The organism is Labilibaculum sp. K2S, assembly GCF_030372765.1.
In the GTDB taxonomy this organism is placed as follows: domain Bacteria; phylum Bacteroidota; class Bacteroidia; order Bacteroidales; family Marinifilaceae; genus Labilibaculum.
This window is the reverse complement of sequence record NZ_JAUCMW010000015.1, coordinates 98635-121707: the sequence shown is the minus strand read 5'-3', so window position 1 is coordinate 121707 and position 23073 is coordinate 98635. Positions and strand designations below refer to the sequence as shown.

The following is a 23073-nucleotide window of genomic DNA, read 5'->3' as shown; positions in this document are numbered from 1 at the left end:
TGAACCTCAATTCTGTGAGGGGTCAGTATCACCCGGACAAGGGGTCAGCATCACCGGAATATGCACAAGGTAGCTTACGCTAATGCCTTTGCAACAGTACTCAGAAAGAATGGAGTTGCTTGTAATGTAGAAAGCAGGTATGACTAAACCCAGTATTATTAAAATCACATTAAAACGGCAACAAAACCGGCAACACCTAAAAACAACAAAGCCCCAACTCGTTAAGAATTGGGGCTTTGTGAATTTACTTAGAGGTCTCTGGCGGATTCGAACCGCCGTAGACGGTTTTGCAGACCGGTGCCTAGCCACTCGGCCAAGAGACCCTATCTTCCGTAAAGGCGTTGCAAAGATATAAATTTCTGATTTACTCGTGCAAACTTTTTTCAGCTTTTGTAACAAAAACTTCAAGGTATTTCTGCAAAACAAGCTTAATCAAAGAATTAGCGACTTAAAGTCAAGCTCACTTTTTCTATTTGTCCACCCATTGGAGGGTTCATTTTAGATACTTTTACCGTTGCATGCTCCAATTCCGGGAAATTTTCATACAAAACATCTAAAATTCTCTCGCCAACATGTTCCAGCAAATGAGATTTTATTTGCAGTTGTTCCTTTATCATTTCGTAAGCACGCTGATAATTCAGAGCATCGCCTATAGAATCAGATTTTACTGCCTTTTCGGCATCATATTCCATGCGAACATAAATGGTAAATTTATTCCCGACAATTTGCTCTTCCTTAAAGCAACCATGATAGGCATAAAATTCCATGCCTTCTAATTCAATAATTCCCATCTTTTTTTGATATGATATTCATTGGCGAAAATAAGAGATAAATTTAGAAATTACGAATTCCAAATGATGAATTGCAATTTATTAACCTGTATTGACCAATTTAGTAATTCGTAATTCCAAATTCGTAATTGATTTTGCTGGAATTTCCATACTTTTGTTTTTCGTTTCATAATGTAACTGATCAATCAAATTATTGTACATTTAATAGATCGCATTTCGATTCGAAAAGCAAGGCAGGATTCGGTTCCGAATCTCAGGCAAATACATGTATCATTTTAAATTGAGTAGTATGGATAACAAAAATGTAAAAGAAGAGAATGTTAACGAAAGTAAATCTCTTAATTTTATCCAGCAGATTATTGAAGAAGATCTGAAAAACAATGTGAATGATGGTAGAGTACACACACGATTCCCTCCGGAACCAAACGGGTACTTACACATCGGACACGCTAAGTCGATATGCCTAAACTTTAGCCTTGCCCAACAATATCAGGGAAAATGTAACTTACGTTTCGACGATACCAATCCTGTAAAGGAAGACACAGAGTATGTAAATTCCATTATGGATGACATCAAATGGTTAGGATTTCAGTGGGATGGTGAACCAATGTACACTTCTGATTATTTCCAGCAATTGTATGATTGGGCAGTGAAGTTGATTACTGATGGCAAAGCCTATGTGGATGATCAGACAGCAGCGCAAATTGCTGAGCAGAAAAAATCACCAACCGAGCCAGGTATCGAAAGTCCGTATCGCAACCGAAGCGTAGAGGAAAATCTGGATTTATTCGAAAGAATGAAGAATGGTGAATTTAAGGATGGAGAAAAAGTTCTTCGTGCAAAAATTGACATGACTTCATCAAATATGCACATGCGCGATCCATTGATGTACCGTATCATGCATGCACATCATCACCGTACCGGCGACCAGTGGTGTATTTACCCAATGTATGATTATGCTCACGGTGAGTCGGATTATATTGAAGGCATTACACACTCCATTTGTACCTTGGAATTTGAAGTTCACCGTCCGTTATACGAGTGGTTTGTAAGCAATTTAACTGATACAGACTACAGGCCAAAACAGCGCGAATTTGCTCGTTTAAACTTAAGCTACACGGTAATGAGTAAGCGTAAGTTATTGGAATTGGTAAAAGATAACCATGTAAATGGATGGGATGATCCTCGTATGCCTACTGTTTCGGGATTGCGAAGAAGAGGATTTACTCCTGCGTCAATTCGTAATTTTGCTGATATTATTGGGGTTGCCAAACGAAACAATGTAATTGATGTTTCCCTTTTAGAACATTGTGTTCGTGAGGATTTGAACAAAACTGCTCCACGTGTAATGGCTGTTTTAAATCCTGTGAAATTGATTATCACCAATTATCCTGAAAATAAGGAAGAATTTTTGAGTATCGAAAACAATCCTGAAGATCCGGAAAGTGGAAATCGTGATATTCCTTTTTCCCGCGAATTGTACATCGAGAGAGAAGATTTTATGGAAGATGCTCCAAAGAAATTCTTTAGAATGACTCCGGGACAGGAAGTGCGATTAAAAGCAGCTTACATTGTAATGTGCGAAAAAGCAGTTAAAGATGCTGATGGAAACATTACTGAAATTCACTGTACTTACGATGCAAAATCTAAGAGTGGCAGCGGATCGGAGGAAAGCAAGCGCAAGGTAAAAGGAACACTTCACTGGGTTTCCGCTAAGCATGCTGCTAAAGCCGAAGTTCGTATCTACGATCGTTTGTTCAACCACGAAGCTCCTGATGCTCAAAAAGAAACAGACTTTAAGGAATTTATTAATCCTGATTCTCTGCAAATTTTAAGCGAGTGTTACGTTGAACCGAGCTTAAAAAATACTAAAGCTGAAGATCATTTTCAGTTTACCCGATTGGGCTATTTCTCAGTAGATAAAGATTCTGCTGCAGAAAAATTAGTTTTCAACCGTACGGTTTCTTTAAAAGACTCCTGGACTAAAACCCAAAAGAAGTAACAACTAAACCACTGAAGGGCTTGCTTTAAGTGAAACTTTCAGTTTTAGAATATAATTAAACCTGATAGGACAAAATCCTATCAGGTTTTTTTATTTTCAACAATACAAATAATTACTAAATCACTGAGAGCCTCACTTAAAGTGAAACCCTCGGTTTAAGACTCCGACTGTTTGACCATTTAACTAACCCTTCAAGACCTTTCTTGGCTTTCTTTAAACAAAAAACCACTCCCCGAAGGAAGTGGTTCATCTCAATGAGAAAAAATCTCAATTATATTTTGATATTCTCCATTGCATAATCCAAACGGGCAATGGTTTCCTTTTTTCCAAGTATTTCGATGATATCGAACATGTGAGGGCCTTTACCGGCACCTACCATAGCCAAACGGAAAGGATTCATCACTTTTCCAAAACCAATTTCCTTGGCAGTGATCCATTCTTTTACAATCTCTTCAGAATTAGCTGACGAAAAATCTTCAATTCCTTCCAAAATACCTTTTAATTCCTCAACCAAGGCAGGTGTATCCTCTTTCCAACCCTTTTTAACGGTCTTGGCATCAAATTCAACAGGTGCTTCAAAAAAGTAATTTACATGCTCCCAAAGTTCCGAAACAAAATCTACACGATCTTTCACCATACCACACACCCGGTTCACAGTTTCCTGATCAACATCAATTCCTTTTGCTTTTAAAATTTGTTCAGTAAATAAGATTCCAATCTCCTCATCCGATTTAGTCATCAGATACTGACGATTGAACCATTTGGTTTTCTCAGGATCGAACTTAGAACCCGATTTACCAACACGTTCCAAAGAGAATACCTGAGAAAGCTCTTCCATCGAGAAGATCTCCTGCTCTGTTCCAGGGTTCCAGCCTAAAAAAGCCAGCATATTTATGAAAGCTTCAGGAAAATATCCTCCTTCACGGTATCCTGATGAAATTTCATCAGTTTTAGGATCAGTCCATTCCAATGGAAATACCGGAAATCCTAATTTATCCCCATCCCGCTTGCTTAATTTTCCTTTTCCAACCGGTTTCAAAATTAATGGAAGATGAGCAAATTTAGGCATATCATCTTTCCACCCAAACGATCTGTATAACAACACATGCAATGGCATCGACGGCAACCATTCTTCACCGCGAATTACATGAGTTATCTTCATTAAATAATCATCTACCACATTCGCCAAATGATAAGTTGGCATTCCGTCTGATTTGAACAAAACTTTATCGTCCAAAGCGGATGTATTAAATACTACGTGACCACGAATTTCATCATCCAAATGCAATTCTTCACCAACAGGCATTTTAAATCGTACGACATAAGCTTCGCCGGCCTCAATTTTATTTTGAACCTCCTCTGCCGATAAAGCCAAAGAGTTATTTAAATTTTCGCGGGTTGCGTAATTGTAAGTAAAAGTCTTTTTCTCTTCTTCATGCTGATTGCGAATAGCATCCAGCTCTTCAGGAGTATCGAAAGCATAATATGCATTCCCGGAAGCGATCAGCTGATCGGCATACTCACGATACATTGGCTTGCGCTCCGACTGGCGGTAAGGCCCGTATTCACCTCCAACTGTTACTCCTTCATCAATTTGAATTCCACACCATTTTAACGATTCTGCAATATAATCTTCCGCACCGGGAACATATCTTGTCTGATCGGTATCTTCAATACGCAATAGAAAATCACCATTGTGTTTTCTGGCAAATAAATAGTTGAAAAGGGCTGTTCTAACACCTCCCATATGAAGAGGTCCTGTAGGACTAGGAGCAAATCGAACCCGTACTTTCTTATCGTTCATTGTTATATCCGTTAATTTGGCAACAAAGATAAGAAATAAGAGGAAAAGTAAAGGGGAGAAAAAACCAGAAAATCAACTTAAAATAGAAATCGGTCAATCATATCTTTTAAACCACCGATATCAATTGGTTTGGATACAAAATCATCGCAGCCAGCGGCCATTATTTCCTCATAAGCTTCACCGTAATGATATGCCGTTTGAGCAATTATAGGCATATTTTTATTTATCTTTTTGATATTTCTAGTTGCATCATAGCCATTCATAACAGGCATTTGCATATCCATTAGTACCAAATCTATCTCTGGAACCGACTTAATGAAATCAAGCGCTTCCTGCCCATCTCTGGCACGAATAATCCTGGCTTTGGTATCCATGAGTATTTCCTCCAAAAATATGAAATTAAAATCCTCATCTTCCGCAACCAGTAATACTTTGCCTTCCCAATTATAGTTTGTGGAAAAATTCATAACTGACTAATGTATTCGTCTAACTGTTCTCTAACTCTAAGTTAATTCAATTATCAGTAACACAAAAATGAAATTCCAAAGATCTGACCACTTTGTTCAAAAGATGAGTAACCGCGTAGCTTTAACCTGCAACTATGTAATTTACAACACTATGTTACAATTTTAAAAAAAGGGAAACTTCAGTTGAAGTTTCCCTGGTTTGGTAGTTGTTATAATAGATAGGTTATCCGCATTTTGAAGTACCGCACGATTGACAAATCAGACATCCTTCCTGATAGATGATGTGCTCTGACCCACAACTGGCGCATATTCCTCCCTTAACTTTAGTTCCATTTGGAATGTATTTTTTAAGAGCACGTTCAACACCATTTTTCCATGTGTTAATGTTCTCACTATCCAACTGTAAACCTGCAACTAAATTTACGACACCTTCAATTGGCATTCCGTGACGAAGTACGCCAGAAATTAACTTGGCATAGTTCCAAAACTCTTTATCAAATTTGTAGGATAATCCTTCGAAAGTTGTTTTAAAACCACGTTTATTGCAAAACTGAAAGTCATAACGAGAACTTCCGTCCTCCTCTCTTCTTTTGATAATTACTCCCTTGTTTACTGATTTAGGCAATAAAATACCTTCCTCATCGTCAACAATACCCGTAAATACTTCATATGGTTGTCCGTTATACAATCCAATAAAAGCAATCCATTTTTCCTTGTTGTTTTGAAAACGAACAACTTCAGCTTCCAGTTCTTCAGGACGTTTTTCCGGCATCCCTGTATCTTCCTCCTTCGTGTCATTGGAAAGCAAAACACCCGAACGGGAACCATCACGGTAAACCGTACAACCTTTACATCCACTTTTCCACGCTTCAATATACAATTCACCTACAAGAGATTCAGGTACATCATTTGGAAGATTAACGGTTACACTAATTGAGTGATCAACCCACTTTTGTACTTTCCCTTGCATGCGGACTTTTTGCAGCCAATCCACATCATTAGAAGTGGCTTTGTAGTAAGGAGACTGTTTCACCAATTCTTCAATCTCTTCATTTGTAAAATGCTGCGCGGCATTGATACCATTGGCCTCCATCCAGGTTACAAATTTATGATGAAACACCACAAACTCTTCCCAGCTATCGCCAATCTCATCAACGAAATCGATACGAACATTTTTATCATTAGGGTTTACTTTTCTTCTTCGTTTGTAAACAGGCATAAACACAGGCTCGATACCGGAAGTCGTCTGAGTCATCAAACTGGTTGTTCCCGTAGGTGCGATCGTTAAACAAGCAATGTTACGTCGACCGTATTTAACCATTTCTTTATAAAGGCTTTCATCTGCTTCCTTTAAGCGCAAAATAAATGGATTTTTGCTTTCACGCTCTTTGTCGTAGATTTTGAATGCTCCTCGGTCTTTAGCCATATGTACTGAAGAACGATAAGCTTCAACAGCAATTGTTTTGTGAACTTCTACCGAAAAATCAATTGCTTCATCAGTTCCGTAACGCAGGTTTAAACCGGCAAGCATATCTCCTTCAGCAGTAATTCCCACTCCGGTTCGTCTTCCTTCTTCTGCTTTCTCGCGTATATTTTTCCAAAGATTACGCTCTACTCTCTTAATCTCGCTACCTTCAGGATCTTCTTCAATCTTGTCAATTATTGCATCAATTTTCTCCAACTCCAAATCAATGATGTCATCCATCATTCTTTGCGCCATTGCAACATGCTTACGAAACAGTCCGAAATTAAATTCAGCCTTCTCTGTAAATGGATTTTCAACGTAACTGTACAAGTTGATAGCCAGCAAACGACAACTATCGTATGGGCACAATGGAATTTCGCCGCAAGGATTCGTTGAAACCGTTTTGTATCCTAAATCGGCATAACAATCAGGAACCGACTCTCTTTCGATAGTATCCCAAAATAAAATTCCCGGTTCTGCTGATTTCCATGCATTGTGAACAATTTTATTCCAAAGCTTACCGGCATCAATACTTTTACTGTAGGTAGGATTCTTTGAATTGATTGGATATTGCTGGGTAAATTCGGTTCCATCAACAACAGCCTGCATAAACTCATCGTGCATTTTTACAGAAACATTAGCTCCTGTAACTTTGCCTTGTTCCATTTTCGCATCAATAAAATCTTCCGAATCGGGATGACGAACAGAAACACTTAACATTAGAGCGCCACGACGACCATCTTGAGCAACCTCACGGGTTGAATTGGAGTAACGCTCCATAAAAGGAACTATTCCTGTGGAAGTTAAAGCAGAATTCTTAACAGGTGAACCTTTAGGACGAATGTGGGAAAGATCGTGTCCTACACCTCCTCTTCGTTTCATCAGCTGTACTTGTTCCTGATCGATCTTCATAATTCCACCATAGGAATCAGAATCTCCATCATTTCCAATCACAAAGCAGTTCGACAAGGATGCAATCTGGTATCGGTTTCCAATTCCCGACATAGGACTCCCTTGAGGTACGATGTATTTAAAATCTTTTAGCACCGCGAAAATTTCTTCTTCGCTTAGTGGGTTTGGATAGTTTTTTTCAACTCTTGCAATTTCTGATGCAATTCGTCGATGCATATCATCCGGAGTCTTTTCATAAATATTTCCATAAGAGTCCTTCAACGCGTACTTGTTTAACCAAACACGTGCTGCCAGTTCATCTCCATTGAAATATTGAAATGTTGCCTGAAAAGCTTCTTCGGGATTGAAAGTTTCATTCATTTCTGTTGCCTGTTTCTTCTGCTCTTGTACTTCCATTAAGATCGTAAAAAAGTGGGGTTATTTATATAAGTTTCTTTGTTTATTATCAACAATTTGCCCTTTTCGAACAGGGTAAATTTTGTAGTATGCAAGGTACACAACTTGATAACACCGAGCAATATTATTACACAACTTTAAAATAAAGTTATCCACAACTACATGTTAATAGATTCATCTACAGGTAGATAATTTTAATAAAAAAGTGAAAAGTTTTCAAAAAAGAAAATACCTGATAAAATTTACTTAAAAAAGCAATTGGCATTCACAAGCATTTTAGTCACCAAAAAAGCACTTTTAATAAAAACAAGTTTGCAAAACGCGGCACCCTCAACAAACATTGAGTTTTTAAAATTCAAACTAATAATTCGGTTCAGTTAGGATTAAATTACGGAAAGAATTTGAGCGCTTGCTCCTCTTTTTGAGTCGACGTATTTTTTCGATTTATCACCGGAAAACAGCCGCTCTTTTTCATTTTCGAAGTAGTTATCCAATAGAATCTGTAAATCATCATATTTTTCATAAGAATATGAAGCACCCAATTCAATCAGATCTTTTGCTTCTTGAAATTTGTGGTAATTAGGCCCAAAAATAATAGGCAAACCAAAGGTAGCCGCCTCTAAAGTATTGTGAATTCCACGACCGAAACCACCACCAATATATGAAACATCACCATATCTGTACAAAGATGAAAGAACTCCAATACAATCAATCACCAAAACTTCGGCAGCCTGAATTTCATCTTTCGAGGCATTGGTGTAACGCACCCAAGGCTTCTCAATCTGAGCAACAATATTCTTTATATGGTTCTCGTCTACCTCGTGAGCAGCAATAATGTATTTGTAGTTATTTTTAGAGGTATTGATATACTTAATCAGAAACTCCTCATCTTTTGGCCAGGTACTGCCTGCAATCAAAACCAGTCTCCCTTGACTAAAACCTTCCACTTTGGGTAATGTTTTCGATCCGGTTGCTATTGAATACACTCTATCGAATCGAGTATCACCCGCTATCGACACATTTTTGAATTCAATGCCTTTCAATAAATTTTCCGACTCCTGATTTTGTACAAAGAAATGAGTAAAAGCTGAGAGCATACTTCTGTAAAATCCGCCCCAAGGCTTAAAAAACAGTTGGTTGGGTCTGAAAATAGTAGAGAATATATAGGTTGGAATATTTCTTTTTTTCAATTCCTTCAAGTAATGATGCCAGAATTCATATTTAATGAAGAAAGCCATTTTGGGGTTCACTAAATCGACAAACTGTCTTGCGTAAGAAGGAAAATCAGGTGGCAGGTAGAAAATAAAATCCGCGCCGGCGTAATTCTTACGAACCTCGTAACCCGAGGGAGAAAAGAAGGTGAGTACAACTTTATATTCAGGATGCTCCTTTTTGAACTTTTCGATGACCGGTCGGCCTTGCTCAAATTCACCCAAAGATGCAGAATGAAACCAAACCAAATTCTCTTCCCCTTTAACCGCCTCTGCAATTTTAGGCAATAAGTTTTTTCTACCATCAACCCATTGCTTTGCTTTTGGATTAAAAAAAGCTGCAATTCGCACCATTAAAACATAGAATCGTATCGAAAGGTTGTAAAAGAGAACCATAATTGAAATTTGTTACTGTTAACCGGAATAGCTTCCTTATATTTATTCACTGCAAAACTAATAATTTTAGGTGGAGGATTTCGTTTTAACACCAAGCGATTTTATTTTACAGGCCAGAAACAATTACTAAAAAGACAAACTCATTTGAGATTCCCAATCCTTTTCATATTGCTGATTTTATCTGGTTTTAAAATGCTTGGTCAAACTCAAAGCAATTTAAGAAGCCAAATTGCACATCTGAACCAGGATACGATTCAACTGGATTCGATGTTAATATTGCCGGGAACGGTTAAAGTGTATCAGCAAAATAAACTGGTAAACAAAGATTGGTATCAGATTAATATTGGCAAAGGAACTTTTATTCCTTCGCAGGAACTGAAACAAAAAAGCGAATTGGTAAAAATAGAATACCGCGTATTCGATTACAACATAACAAAACCAAGATACAACCGGGATTTATCGCAACTAAAGCTATCGGGAAATAACCGCTCCAAACCTTTTGCTATTGATCCATCCTATACAAGGAGAGAAGCCTTTTCGGGCGGACAACTGGAGAAACAAGGGAATTACACCCGCGGGATCTCCTACGGCAACAATCAGGATGTGGTGGTGAACTCGAACCTGAATCTGCAGCTATCGGGCAAACTAACCAATGATGTAAGTATTTTAGCGGCCATCTCCGACAATAACATTCCCATACAACCCGACGGGAACACGCAAACCATTAATGATTTTGACCGAATCTACATTCAATTGTACGACGACACCAAAGAACTCACTTTGGGCGATTACGAAGTACAGTCTCCAACAGGGAAATTCATGCGTTTTCACAAAAAAGTGCAGGGAGGAAAATTCTCGGGTCTGCTGGCAAAAGGAAAAAAGAGTAAGGCTGAATTCAGATCGACCATTAGTGCCTCTATTGCCAAAGGAAAATTCAACAGAATGGAACTGCAGGGTTCGGAAGGAATTCAAGGGCCTTACCGGATGATTGGCGCCAACAACGAAAGCTATATTATTGTTTTGGCGGGTACCGAAAAAGTTTTTGTGGATGGAAAGCTCCTGAACAGAGGAGAACAAAACGATTACGTAATTAATTACAATACTGCGGAACTTACATTTACCACAAAACAGCCAATCACCCGAAACTCCCGAATCATTATCGAATTTGAATACTCAGAAGAAAATTATTCGAGGTATTTGCTTTTTAACAGCAATGAACTGAAAACCAGAACCGGAAAATTCTGGTTCAATTTCTATCACGAACAGGACAGCAAAAGTCAGTCTATCGATCAGTCGTTAAGCGATGAAAACAAACTGCTGCTTAGTACTGTTGGAGACAATCTGGAATTAGCCAAGGTGCCCAATGTTGAAGAAGTTGACTACTCGAACGATTTTGTTTTGTACAAAAAAATCAAGCGAAGCATTGAGAACATTGAATACGACATTTACCAATACTCCACCAATGCCGACAGTGCCATTTACCGGGCCAACTTTTCTTTTACCGGAGCAAATAACGGAAACTACCAGCAGGTAAACGGTGCTGCCAACGGGCGGGTGTACCAATGGATTGATCCGGTAAACGGAGTTCCGCAAGGAGAATTTGAGCCGGTAGTGCAATTGGTCGCTCCTCAAAAACAACAATTATTTTCCTTTGGCGGAGATGTGAACCTGACTGAAAAGCTAAATTCGAAATTCGAATTGGCGCTGAGCAATCGTGATCTGAACACCTTTTCGTCCCTTGACGATGGCGACAATCAAGGCATTGCTGTGGATTTTTCGCTGGAGAAGAGTTCCAATTTTGCGGATACACTTAAACTTCTGAAAACGAAACTGAGTTTTCACCATATCAACCAAAACTTTTCGGAGATAGAGCCATTTCAATCGGCAGAATATAAACGGAACTGGAATTTACAGGATGACTTTACGGATTCGAATGAGAATTTTTATTCGCTCAGCAACGTTTTTTCGAACCAAAACTGGGGACAGGCCGGATACGAATTCTCTGTTTTGAAAAAGGACAGCGATTATCAGGGAAACAAACATTCTTTGGGTTTACAGTTCTCGAAAAAGAATCTGACAATTGACTTTACAGGAAATGCTTTGGCCACCGATCAGGAAAGCCTTGAAACAAAATTCTACCGTCACCAGCTGAATACATCTTATGCACTTGGCTTTGCCAAAATTGGTGTGCAAACCGAAAGCGAAAACAATCAGTGGGAAAATAAAACCAGTCATGATCTGTTGGCAAACAGCTCTTCTTTTCATTCCTATAAAGTATATATTACCAACCGTGACTCATCCGAAAATCAATTTCAGGTCTACTATCAGAAAAGAAAAGATTATCTGCCCAAGGGAAATGACCTGAAAGCACAAAGCGAATCGCAGGATTTTGGGGCACAAATCTGGCTGAAGAAGAACCGGAACAATCAACTGAAAATAGAAACGATTTACCGGAAACTATCCATTTTGGACAACAGCTACAGCGACGAGAAGCCCGAAAATACTTTTTTAGGAAAATTGGAACATCAGGCACGAATTAAAAAAGGATTGCTGCAAACATCTACCTACTATGAACTGGGATCGGGCCTGGAGAGCGAAAAAGAATTTTCGTTTGTGGAGGTAAACGAAGGACAGGGAATTTATCGCTGGACGGATTACAACGGAAATGAAGTGAAAGAGATTAATGAATTTGAGATTGCCAGTTTTAAAGACGAGGCCAATTACATTCGTGTTGGCACCAATACCAACAATTATCAAAAGGTGTTTACCAGCGAATTCCGACAGACATTCAATTTGAGATTGAGTCGACTTAAATCAGAACAGAAATTTGTCTCTTTTTTGAAACGATTCAACAACCGCTTTGCCTACCGCATTTCGAAAAAGAGTTTGGCAAATGATTTTAATCTGTATGCGAATCCCTTCCTGGCTCATGCTTCCAACGAAAACCTCATCACCATCAATTCGAGTTTTCAGAATACCTTTTCGTACCATAAACCCAAATCGAAAACCAATTGGGACCTTATTCATTTAAGCAGTAACGGCAAACAACTGCTTACCCAGGGTTTCGAACGCCGAAAATACATGCAGAACGGATTTCGCTTTCAATGGAAAATTGGAGACTCGAACCAGCTGAGCAACCGAACCGATTTTGGCGAGAAGAACTTAAACAATGAATCGTTCGCCGATAAAAATTATTCTTTGCAGGAAATTAAAAACGAATTAAAGCTTCAGTTTCAGCCAACATTGGCCTTTCAGTTCGGATTGAACTACACCTACAACAGCAAGGAAAATGACTTGGCCACCGAAAAATCGAACACGCACAACATAGGCGCCGACTGCCAGTATTCCTTGGCCAAAACCGGCCAATTAATGGCCACGCTTAACTATTTACTGGTTGATTTTAATGCCGAATCGAACAGCTCGATAGCCTACGAAATGCTCGAAGGCTTTTTACCGGGCAACAACACAACCTGGAGCCTGGGCTACAACCAACAACTAAGCAAACTATTTCAATTGAGCGTTTCGTACAATGGCCGCAACAGCGAGGGCGGCAAAACCATTCATGTGGGCAGTATGGAGGTGAAGGCTTATTTTTAGGGCTTTGCTGTTTTTAAAGAGAATTTCCTTTAACCTACCCCTAAATGGACTTCATCGATTTCCGCTTCGCTTCAATTCCCTAAAGGGGACTTTTCCAAACCGCACCAGTAAGCCCCTTTAGGGGTTTGGGGTAAGCGTATGGAAATACAACTGACAATAATTGTTATCCCAAAAGTGTAATTTGATTGGAAATACAGAAAAGTATGCGCTGCACACTTGTCTGAAAATTTAAAGAATGATTTGAATTTTAAGCCTGTATCTCGATTATGAATGTTTTCCATTGGTAGCACAAGGCGAAGAATTGCGGGAAGTGAGGGAATGACAAGGGATTACAAATCCTAGAACTCGAAACCTGTAGGTAAGATATCTGCAGGGACTTGTATTTTACTTCTTAATTTTAACTGCTTGTGCAGAATAGGAGCTACAAGGTCGCACTAGCGAGGTTCATTTATTTTTCTTTTCCGGGATCAGTATTAGAGGAATAAAAGTTTTCCTTCTTATGTATTTGTACTGGTATGTTATAATACTTAGAAAAAAATATTGCTAACTTATTAACTTTACTAAAATTAGCAGACCTAAAAATTACAATTGGATCCTCATATTTATTTTTAAGAAACAAATCATTAGATATATTAGTTATCTCTCGTCCTGTCTGCCCCCTTGCTCCTAAACTTTGAATTATTGTAGAACTTATATTGCTAATAAGAATAATTTCTTGAACTTCACCTATCTCTATTTCTTTATTGGCAAGTCGAAAAAATAATATTCGCGTATGAAATTCACATCTATTATGACTAACCACCAATTGTTTATAAGAAAAAAGGAATACAGTGCTTATAATAAATATAATTAAACTAAAATAATTAAAAGCACCTACTTTCGTCCAATATAACACAGTAAGTATTATAATAGATAATGCTAAAACGACCATCGGTAAAGGATGATAAAATCTGTAAATATTTTTAATCATTGCTTTGATCATCATTTGATTTAAATTGTTTAATTAATTCTTCCCATCCCCTGCTAGCGCGATCTTGTAGTTCGTGTTCTGCGAAATAAATAATACGCTACAATATTTCAACCGAAATCTGTCCTACTTCTACTGCATCATTTTTTGCACTACTATATTTGTAATAATGCGACTCAAAACTACTTTGTAAGTAAGAGAAGTGAATGTAATAAGAATTTGTGTAATTGAGATTATTATGTCTCGCTAATTGCCAGAGGTTGCAGAATTGCGGGAGGTGAGACCTTGCTTGTAAGCACTCCTTTTATCCTTGTTTCTTCCCACTTTTTCTCTTGTTATGCCCGGTTTATCCGTTTTCGACATCAGTTTTGGAATTACCGGTGGCGCACAATTGCAAACTTACGCCGGAACACTTCAGACTTATGCCGGAAAGCCTTAGACTTGTGCCGGAACACTTCAGACTTATCGCGGAAAGCCTTAGACTTATGGCGGAACACTTCAGACTTGTACCTACAAAACATAGGCTTGTTTGGGAACAATTCAAATTTACAAACAGATTATAGAATACTGAATTTTCATCTTGATAAGCACTACAATTCCCTACTAACGCGAGCTTGCAGCTCGTATTCTGCTAAAGCAGTCAAAAAAACTATCATATTTCAACCGAAATCTGTCCTACTTCTCCTGCATCATTTTTTGCACTACTACATTTGTAATAATGCAATTCAAAACTACTTTACAAGTAAGAAAACCGAATGTGATAAGAATTTGTGTAATTGAGATTATTATGTCTCGCTAATTGCCACAGGTTGCAGACTTGCGGGAGGTGGGAGAGAACTCAAAAAAACGACTATCCATAAGCCCCTTTAGGGGTTTGGGGTAAGCGTATGGAATTACAACTGACAATAATTGTTCTCCCGAAAGTGTAATTTGATTGGAAATACAGAAGATCAAGAAAATGCATTTTCCCTATATAAGCATCATCTCCTATAGAATTGTCATTCTAAATCGGTAAATTGAGAATTCTTCCAAAACTCTCTTTTATGACTCCAAAAATAAAAATCGTAGTTACTGATTTAGATGGCACTTTGCTTCCTTCGCTGGGTAGTATCAGCAAAAAGAATTACGACACTCTGTACAAACTAAAAGAACAAGAAATTATTAGAGTGATTGCCACGGGAAGAACCCTTTACTCAGCTTTGGCGGTATTGCCGGAAGATTTTCCGATTGATTACCTTATTTTTTCATCGGGAGCAGGCATTATGCAATGGAATACGAAAGAATTAATCTACTCTCAGCAAATTGAGGCTGAAGAAGTTTTGGAGGTATCGAAAATTTTAATCGATCATGAGATTGATTTTATGATTCTCGATCCCATTCCATTGAATCATCAGTTCTGGTACTATCAAAGTGGAAATAAAAATTTAGATTTTGAGCGAAGACTGGCGCTTTACAAGCAATTTGCGACGCCTGTGGGTAAACTGGAGGATACCAAACGGGATGCCTGCCAGATTTTGGCCATACTGCCCAATAAGGTAGATTGGTTTGAGGAATTAAAGACAAAATTTACGGATATTAAAATCATTCGGGCAACATCGCCACTCGATCATGAATCGATTTGGATGGAGATTTTCCCCGAGCACATTTCGAAAGGGCGTGGATGCCAATGGCTTTGCAGCAAATTACAAATTAAAGCAAGCGAATCGATTGCAATAGGGAATGACTACAATGATTTTGATCTGCTCGATTGGGGTGAACACAGTTTTGTGGTAGCCAATGCTCCCAAAGAATTGCGGTTAAAATATCAGGTGACTGATAGTGTTACTGATGATGGTTTTTCCAAAGCTGTAGAATGTACACTCGAGAAACAAACTACATCGCAGCAAGCAGCAAATCGATGTCTTTAGCTAAAATGCCAAACGAATCGCCCAAGCGACGATTGGTTAAAATTCCTCTGTAGATATACGTTCCATGCCGCAAGCCAATATCATGTTTAATAAACTGATGAACGCCTCCGTTGTTTCCAATTTGCAATAACAACGGCGAACAGATGTTGCTTAAGGCAAGAGAGGCCGTTCTGGCTACATGAGAAGGCACGTTGGGAACACAATAATGCAAAACACCAAACTTTTTAAATACCGGATCTTTATGCGTGGTCATCATTGAGGTTTCGAAACACCCCCCCTGATCGATACTCAGATCGATAATGATAGAACCCGGCTTCATTTTTGAAACCATATCTTCGGTAACAATAAAACCACTTACATTTTTTTCGTAACGCAATGCACCAATTACTACATCGGCCGAGGCCAAGGCTTTTTCCAAAACATGAGGATGAAAAATTGATGTGAATACACGATGTCCCAAATGATCTTCCAATCTGCGCAGGCGATAAATTGAATCGTCGAACACTTTAACCATAGCACCTAATCCTGTGGCAGATCTTGTTGCATATTCAGCAGCTGTTCCTGCACCCAAAACAATCACTTCGGTTGGTGTTATTCCGGTAATTCCACCCAGCATAACCCCTTTTCCTCCATGAGCCTTGCTTAAATATTCACCGGCAATCATTACTGCAGAAATCCCAGCAATCTCGGACATAGAACGAACAACCGGAAAAAAATCATTCTCATCCTTCACCAATTCCAGCGCAATAGCCGTCACCTTTTTTTGCATTAATTTGCGAATGTTCTCACCACACTGACTTTTAATTTGAAGAGCGGAAAACAGAATTTGATTTCCCCGAAGCATATCAATCTCTGAAGACGACAAGGGTGAAACCTGAATGATCACATCACATTGATAAATCTCACTCTTACTATTGACTATCTGCGCACCGTTTTCGCTGTATTCCTTATCGGTATAATTGGATGCCAGTCCTGCACCACGTTCAATCTTAACATCGTGACCATTGTTTACCAAAACATCTACAGACTGAGGAGTCAAACAAATACGGTTTTCACCTTTACCTTCTTCTCTTGGGATACCAATGGCTAATTGTTTACGTTGGCGTTCAACTTCCAACATTTCTTCTTTAGGCTGGTAAAATTTCTGCCCAATCGGAAAATTCCTCGATCTTTCACTTAGTGGCGCCATATGTAAATTGTAATATTAAAGAAGATTATAACAAGTATAATGAATCTACAATTTAAACAATTTTTTACGATTATGCATATTCCTAATTACTGAATGGTAATCGAGCGACTGCCATCCATTTCTTCCTTAAAAAAGACTTCTACGGTATCGTTAGGTAAAATAGATTCAATTTTTTCGGGCCACTCGATAAAACACATTGCGTTGCTGTAAAAATAATCCTCGTAACCAAAATCATAAGCCTCTTTTACATCCTCAATCCGATAGAAATCGAAATGATAAATAATGTCCTCTTTCGGTGTATGATATTCGTTCACAATAGAAAACGTAGGACTATTGATGGTATCCTCAACGCCCATTTCATCACAAATTGCTTTTACAAAGGTGGTTTTCCCAACACCCATTGCTCCATAAAGAGCAAATACACGCTTTTTTCCCACTAAGGAAAGAAATTCTTTTGCTGCTGCATTAATCTCTTTCAGCGAGTTAATTTTTAATACACTCATTTTCGAAAACAATTGAAATCTAACTTCTAGCGCGGATTTAGTGTTATTAACGGAACTAAAATTTCCTCGAGCGAAATTCCTCCATGCTGAAAAGTATTTCGGTAATAAGAACTGTAGTAGTTAAAGTTATTTGGATAAGCCAAAAAATCCTCGCCAAATGCAAAGATATAAGAAGAACTTACATTTACCTGAGGCAGAAGTGCTTTTCGTGGATCGGTCACCTCAAAAACATGCTTTGGATTGTAGTTCAGGTTCTTACCCATTTTATATCGCAAATTGGTATTTGTTAGTCTGTCGCCAATCACCTTTACCGCATTTTGAACCCGGATGGAACCATGATCGGTTGTAATAATCAGCTTTACATTCTTTTCTGCCAGCTTCTTAATTAATTCCAACAACATGGAGTGTTCAAACCAGGAAAGAGTCAAAGAACGATATGCAGCCTCATCGGGAGCTAAATCACGAATCATATCGCTTTCGGTGCGGGCATGCGAGAGCATATCCACAAAATTATATACAAAAACGCTCAACTGAGATTCCAGAATAGAGCTGATATTCTCCATTACTTTCGCACCCATTTTTTCGTTATTTATTTTCTCGTAATGGTAGCTTACATCCTTGTAATCACGTTTAAACTGAAATCCGATAAACTCCTCTTCATGAATGTTCTTACTTGATTCCTCATCCTCGTGAATCCAGTGTCCCGGATGTTTTTTTTGAATGTCCAAAGGCATTAAGCCTGAAAACATTGAATTTCGGGCGTATTGCGTTGCCGTTGGTAAAATGGAATAATACATATCATCGTCCACCACCGAATAGTAATTGTTAATTACCGGATATAAGGTTTGCCACTGATCGTAGCGCAGGTTATCAATGAGAATAAAAGCTACTTTTTGTCCTTTATCAAGCAAAGGGTAAACCTTTTCTTTGAACACAGCAGGAGTTAGCAGTGGTTTTTCTTTATTACCCGGCTCCAGCCAGCCTAAGTAATTCTTTTTTATAAACCGGGCAAACAAATTATTGGCTTCGTTCTTTTGCATGCGCAGAATTTCATCCATTCCCGATTCTTCAATATTTGCAAGTTCCAATTCCCAGAACACCAGCTTCCGATACATTTTCATCCAATCGGTAAAATCTCGGCAATCGTTGATCTCCATTCCCAATTGTCCGAACCGCGACTGGTAAGCAATCGTAGTTTTTTCCGAAACCAATCTTTTTTTATCGATGTGTTTTTTAATGGTAAGCAATATCTGGTTCGGGTTTACAGGTTTTATCAGATAATCAGAAATTTGCTTTCCAATTGCCTCATCCATAATATCCTCTTCCTCACTCTTGGTAATCATGACAATCGGCAACGCCGAATCGATGGATTTAATTTCACCCAAAGCTTCCAAGCCACTCATGCCAGGCATATTTTCATCCAGCAAAACCAAATCGAAATGATCCTCGCGAACCATGTCTATTGCATCATGAGCGTTATTGCATGATTTTACATTGTATCCTTTTCCTTCCAAAAAAATAATGTGAGGTTTCAACAGCTCAATCTCATCATCCACCCAAAGTATCGTAATATCTTTCACAAACGTTCATTTTTAGTTCAACCGGGAAATAACCAGGCTTAGTACTAGAGGTAACGAAATATGGAACCTTTTATTTCGCAAAGTTTACTTAAGGTACCACTTTTTAAAGAATTCCAGGTAAATAGCAGGATCACCATCCTTCATGAAAACATCTAAATTTTCATCAGAAATAACAAAGTTACGGTAGTTAACCTTCTCAACGGGTTCAAAAAGCATACGATTCGTGACAATTGCCCTGAAATACATCATGGCCTGCTTTTTATTACGCATATTGGTAACTAAAAGAATTTCCCGATTCTCATCCAAAGTACGAACTTCTACTTTTAAACTTTTTGTATTGTATTTCTTAATTCCGTTTAAGAGCTGTTTTCTATTTACATTATCTGTAGAATAAACCAATGCAAAATAGTGAGGCACCTCTTCTTTGTAAGTGTATATCCCTTCCTGAACCAATTTCTCTTTTGGTTTAACTACCTCGGGGTTTTCATTATTCAGATAATTTTCTTTGAAAAAATCAAGATACGGGAACAAGGTTTTACTGATGTAGAATTTATTAAAATTCTCTTCGGTGATCACAAAATTTCGATATTCAACATTTGCCAGTTGTGCATACACCGACTCATCTTTTATCAAATTCCTAAAATAATTCATTGCCTCGGCCTTAGAGCCAACATTATTCACAACAATCATATTTAAGTCATCATCGTACTGCTCTTTTAATACGGTAAAATCTTTGTCATGATTGAAAATATCTGTCCTCAATTTGCCAATATTTACTTTTCGTACCGGCACCAAAAGAATAAATTTATGGTTATCGTTGGAATTAACTATGAATTTTGTTGAATCCAAATTAGAATTCACCGAAACCAGCTTATCATTCCTCCTAACGGTTGTTTTGTTTTCTGCCCTGCTGATATTAAAATAGCTCTTGGTATAAAAATCCAAATAACCTTCAACATCCTGATTCTTCTTAAAGACTTTAAAATTAGAGGCAGTAATCACAAAATTACGATAATCAGCATTCTCTAAACCTGCAAAAGCATTATCATTCGTGATAACTCCATTAAAATAATTCAAGGCATCTTCTTTATTCTCCAAGCCCTTCACCATAATCATGATTTGCTCTTTGTTTAAGGAGAGTCTATCTACTTTAAAAACACGGTTATTGTATGCCTCTGAATTGTATTTGGAAATATTAAACAACGTTCGGTTAGGATCTGCATCTTTCTTGTCAAACAGCAATATAAAGTAATGCTCTTCTGTTTCGGCAAATTTATAAATCGACTTTGCTTTTACCTCTTTCTCATTTCGGGCAAGTGCAACAGGGGCCTGATCACCTTCAATCCGCCAATTTCGAAGCAAACGATTTTGTCGGGCCTGTTCCATATCCAATTCAGTATACTGCATCGGAACGGCACCATCATCAAGTCCTTTTAAAATGGCTTTTGCCGTATTTGCAATCTCAGGTGTAGGTTTCGATTCAATCAACTGATCCAATGATTGCCGGAATTGTGAAACACTTTTTGTTCGTCCGATACACAAGGCCCGTAAAAATAAAAAGCGGGGACGCAATTCACTTTCCGGATATCTCAACAAACCTTCGTTACAGCTTTTTATAACTCTTAGGTAGTAGAAATTCTGATAGTCCTCATAAGTTGCAGCATACAATTGATTTGCCTTTTGACCTTCGGCTTCAATTTTAGCAAAGAAATTAGGATCGCTAAGCGCTTTCGCATAATCACTTCCCTTGAACTCAGTTAATATCTTATTCTTGTAAACACCAGCTTTCGAAGAATTTCCAGCCTCCTTATTTAACGAATATAGATGGTAGTATGCTGACAAAAGATATGGATTATCCGGAAATCTCTGAATGAGTATTTCCATTGTCTCCAAAGCCTTTTCCGTATTATTCAATTTTTCCTCATACACCAATGCTGCCTGATACAGACCCAACATGATTCGTTCATTGGATTTTTCCATTCCACCTTTTGTCACCGGCAAATCAACCAGGTAATAATCTTTCGATTTTGGATCCTTTTTAAGTGATGGATCCACAGAATTAGTTCCCGGGTTATCTTCCAGAGCAAGCTCAACATCGTCAAGGTTAAAAGACGATTTATTTTTCCTTCGCCAGTTATCTTCCAATTTTCGTCGTCCCCACTTCCGTTGGAAATCTGATTTACCCAAACCAATATTAGTCGGATTATAGAAATACCAATTGCCTTGACTTGTAGTAGCTCTGTTGGAGTTTCCCAACATATTATTCTGACTAAAAAAAGCTCTTTCGGAAACTGCCTCTGCTTCTTTTTGCTTTTGTTCTCTTTCCTTATCGCTGATTTTCTGAATGATTCCCTGAATCAATTTGTTTCTATCAGCAGGACTCAAAGAAGCCACCCGCTGCAGACTATCTTCTCTTTCAACCAAATTAAGATTATTTACCAATTCGGTCAAATTTCCAATACGAACTGATATTTCAGAATAGTTGGGATAATCTTTGCCCAAATATGTCATAGAACTATCGTAACACATTTGAGATTTTGGGTAATTCAGATCTTGAAAATAATAATCTCCTAATTTTAAGAATGATATTGCCTTCTGATTTTCATTGTAAACAGTTCGTTTAGTTGATTCCCAATAGTTGGGAACCGCAGCATCCATATCCCCATCCTTCACGTCCATTTCCGCTAGAGCATAGTAAATCTGATCCTGATATTCTGTATTTTTTTCATCGCGAAGCATTTTTCGTAAACTTTTACGAATTTCTTCGCCATTCTCATTTCCTGTGTATGACAATGCACTGCTGATTTTAGCATTAAATGTCATTTCATAAGATGCATTTAAATCAACCAGTTTTTGCAAGGTACGCAGCGAAGCATCCGAATCCCCCAACTTTTGATAAAGCTGCGCAGTCAGATAATAGTATCGTGCCTTTTTTACTTTAGAGTGTACAAGAATAATCGCTCTTCCCAGTTCATCAATTGCCCTTTCATACTTTTTTTGCTGAATTGCAGTACTTGCACGCAAAGTTGATATGTGAAGAATAAAATCTTTAGGAAGTTTAGGATCATCTGTTAAGCGGTCAAGAATTTCATTTCCAGCAATCAACTCACCTCTATCAATTAAGCTGCGGGCCAAACCAAGTTTTGCTTCTGGAATTAAATCCGATTCAGGATATTCTTTTAAAATAAACTCAAATGCTTTTTCAGACACACGATGCTCGCCCTTATAAAACTTTGCTTTCCCAATTAACAGGTAACAATCATCTATCCAATCATTGTATTCCTTCTTTTTTCTAAACTCTCTGTATTTCTCCGATTGATTGTCTTTTTTACGTTTAGGGTTACGCGTAATCGAATGTATTTTTATAGCCTTGGTTGCCTTCTCGAGGGCTCTGTCCATATCAGAAAAAGACAATGCTCTGGCTGTTGGATCCTGATACTCAAAAACAGGAAGAAGCAAAGAATAATTCTCGGTAATTCCGTCTTCAATTTTCTTTTCACCTTTCTTCAGGCTTTCTTTCCCATTAAAATAAACATTGTAATGTGTGGTCAATGCATGATATTGTCTGCTTACAAATGTGTTTTTCTGATTTGAACAACCAAACACAAAAAGTAAACAACATACTCCAATATACCCTTTTTGAAAAAATTTACTAGCCAAGACTTATCGTTTTGTTAGATAACCGTTAAAATTGAGAAATTAGTATACAAAGAAACAATAAAAAGTAAAAATTCATTCACAACTTCTTCATAAACTATATGAATCAAACAGTTAATCTAAATCTGATTATAAATAGTAATACTCTCGAAAATTATTAAAACTTTCTGAATATAAGCTTATTTAAGCGAAAATAAAAAAGGAGCATCAGATGCTCCTTTTTAAATCA

13 protein-coding genes and 1 tRNA gene are annotated in these 23073 nt (G+C 37.9%); 3 read left to right on the top strand and 11 right to left on the bottom strand.

Annotated elements, in window-relative coordinates; genetic code table 11:
- Positions 1 to 252: 252 nt before the first annotated feature.
- Together QUH73_RS15630 and folB are read right to left on the bottom strand one after the other, a co-directional pair.
- A tRNA-Cys gene (locus tag QUH73_RS15630) sits at positions 253 to 323 on the bottom strand.
- Between the two features lie 117 nt (positions 324 to 440).
- The gene (gene folB, locus QUH73_RS15625; protein ID WP_289531379.1) at positions 441 to 791 is read right to left on the bottom strand and encodes a dihydroneopterin aldolase; all 351 of its coding nucleotides are present in this window, start codon (positions 789 to 791) and stop codon (positions 441 to 443) included.
- Between the two features lie 289 nt (positions 792 to 1080).
- Here folB and QUH73_RS15620 point away from each other — a divergent pair, with 289 nt between their 5' ends.
- A complete protein-coding gene (locus QUH73_RS15620) occupies positions 1081 to 2793 on the top strand; it encodes a glutamine--tRNA ligase/YqeY domain fusion protein (protein ID WP_289531378.1) in 1713 nt (570 codons plus the stop codon).
- Between the two features lie 271 nt (positions 2794 to 3064).
- On the opposite strand, the gene gltX is transcribed toward QUH73_RS15620, so the two are convergent.
- From gltX to QUH73_RS15600, 4 genes are all read right to left on the bottom strand, one after another.
- Positions 3065 to 4597: a glutamate--tRNA ligase gene (gene gltX / locus QUH73_RS15615; RefSeq protein WP_289531377.1), complete on the bottom strand. Its 1533-nt coding sequence runs from the start codon at positions 4595 to 4597 to the stop codon at positions 3065 to 3067.
- Between the two features lie 77 nt (positions 4598 to 4674).
- On the bottom strand, positions 4675 to 5064 hold the full coding sequence (locus QUH73_RS15610) for a response regulator (RefSeq protein WP_289531376.1): 390 nt from the start codon (positions 5062 to 5064) through the stop codon (positions 4675 to 4677).
- Positions 5065 to 5287: 223 nt separating this feature from the next.
- The gene (locus tag QUH73_RS15605) at positions 5288 to 7837 is read right to left on the bottom strand and encodes an adenosylcobalamin-dependent ribonucleoside-diphosphate reductase (protein ID WP_289531375.1); all 2550 of its coding nucleotides are present in this window, start codon (positions 7835 to 7837) and stop codon (positions 5288 to 5290) included.
- A 383-nt stretch (positions 7838 to 8220) separates the two neighbouring features.
- Positions 8221 to 9444 (bottom strand): 3-deoxy-D-manno-octulosonic acid transferase, encoded by a 1224-nt coding sequence (locus QUH73_RS15600; protein WP_289531374.1) that lies wholly within the window; start codon positions 9442 to 9444, stop codon positions 8221 to 8223.
- Positions 9445 to 9588: 144 nt separating this feature from the next.
- Between QUH73_RS15600 and QUH73_RS15595 the strand changes: the two genes are divergently transcribed.
- Positions 9589 to 13041: a hypothetical protein gene (locus QUH73_RS15595; protein ID WP_289531373.1), complete on the top strand. Its 3453-nt coding sequence runs from the start codon at positions 9589 to 9591 to the stop codon at positions 13039 to 13041.
- A 448-nt stretch (positions 13042 to 13489) separates the two neighbouring features.
- On the opposite strand, the gene QUH73_RS15590 is transcribed toward QUH73_RS15595, so the two are convergent.
- Positions 13490 to 14026, bottom strand: coding sequence for a hypothetical protein (locus QUH73_RS15590; protein ID WP_289531372.1), 537 nt, complete (start codon positions 14024 to 14026; stop codon positions 13490 to 13492).
- A 1025-nt stretch (positions 14027 to 15051) separates the two neighbouring features.
- Here QUH73_RS15590 and QUH73_RS15585 point away from each other — a divergent pair.
- Positions 15052 to 15915 (top strand): HAD family hydrolase, encoded by an 864-nt coding sequence (locus QUH73_RS15585; protein WP_289531371.1) that lies wholly within the window; start codon positions 15052 to 15054, stop codon positions 15913 to 15915.
- Here QUH73_RS15585 and QUH73_RS15580 read toward each other — a convergent pair.
- The 4 genes from QUH73_RS15580 to porW form a co-directional block, all read right to left on the bottom strand.
- Positions 15881 to 17104 carry an alanine dehydrogenase gene (locus QUH73_RS15580; RefSeq protein WP_289531370.1) on the bottom strand — a complete coding sequence of 408 codons (1224 nt, stop codon included), beginning with the start codon at positions 17102 to 17104 and terminating at the stop codon, positions 15881 to 15883. The two genes, QUH73_RS15585 and QUH73_RS15580, sit on opposite strands and share 35 nt — an antisense overlap.
- Positions 17105 to 17190: 86 nt before the next feature.
- Entirely contained in the window at positions 17191 to 17607 is a 417-nt protein-coding gene (tsaE, locus tag QUH73_RS15575) for a tRNA (adenosine(37)-N6)-threonylcarbamoyltransferase complex ATPase subunit type 1 TsaE (protein ID WP_289531369.1), read from the bottom strand.
- A gap of 26 nt (positions 17608 to 17633) precedes the next feature.
- The gene (gene porX / locus QUH73_RS15570; protein ID WP_289531368.1) at positions 17634 to 19187 is read right to left on the bottom strand and encodes a T9SS response regulator signal transducer PorX; all 1554 of its coding nucleotides are present in this window, start codon (positions 19185 to 19187) and stop codon (positions 17634 to 17636) included.
- Between the two features lie 84 nt (positions 19188 to 19271).
- Entirely contained in the window at positions 19272 to 22847 is a 3576-nt protein-coding gene (gene porW / locus QUH73_RS15565; protein WP_289531367.1) for a type IX secretion system periplasmic lipoprotein PorW/SprE, read from the bottom strand.
- Positions 22848 to 23073: the final 226 nt, after the last annotated feature.

Coding starts and splice junctions, on each gene's coding strand:
- folB (WP_289531379.1), bottom strand. CDS start 791: ATGGGAATTATTGAATTAGAAGGCATGGAATTTTATGCCTATCATGGT.
- QUH73_RS15620 (WP_289531378.1), top strand. CDS start 1,081: ATGGATAACAAAAATGTAAAAGAAGAGAATGTTAACGAAAGTAAATCT.
- gltX (WP_289531377.1), bottom strand. CDS start 4,597: ATGAACGATAAGAAAGTACGGGTTCGATTTGCTCCTAGTCCTACAGGA.
- QUH73_RS15610 (WP_289531376.1), bottom strand. CDS start 5,064: ATGAATTTTTCCACAAACTATAATTGGGAAGGCAAAGTATTACTGGTT.
- QUH73_RS15605 (WP_289531375.1), bottom strand. CDS start 7,837: ATGGAAGTACAAGAGCAGAAGAAACAGGCAACAGAAATGAATGAAACT.
- QUH73_RS15600 (WP_289531374.1), bottom strand. CDS start 9,444: ATGGTTCTCTTTTACAACCTTTCGATACGATTCTATGTTTTAATGGTG.
- QUH73_RS15590 (WP_289531372.1), bottom strand. CDS start 14,026: ATGATGATCAAAGCAATGATTAAAAATATTTACAGATTTTATCATCCT.
- QUH73_RS15585 (WP_289531371.1), top strand. CDS start 15,052: ATGACTCCAAAAATAAAAATCGTAGTTACTGATTTAGATGGCACTTTG.
- QUH73_RS15580 (WP_289531370.1), bottom strand. CDS start 17,104: ATGGCGCCACTAAGTGAAAGATCGAGGAATTTTCCGATTGGGCAGAAA.
- tsaE (WP_289531369.1), bottom strand. CDS start 17,607: ATGAGTGTATTAAAAATTAACTCGCTGAAAGAGATTAATGCAGCAGCA.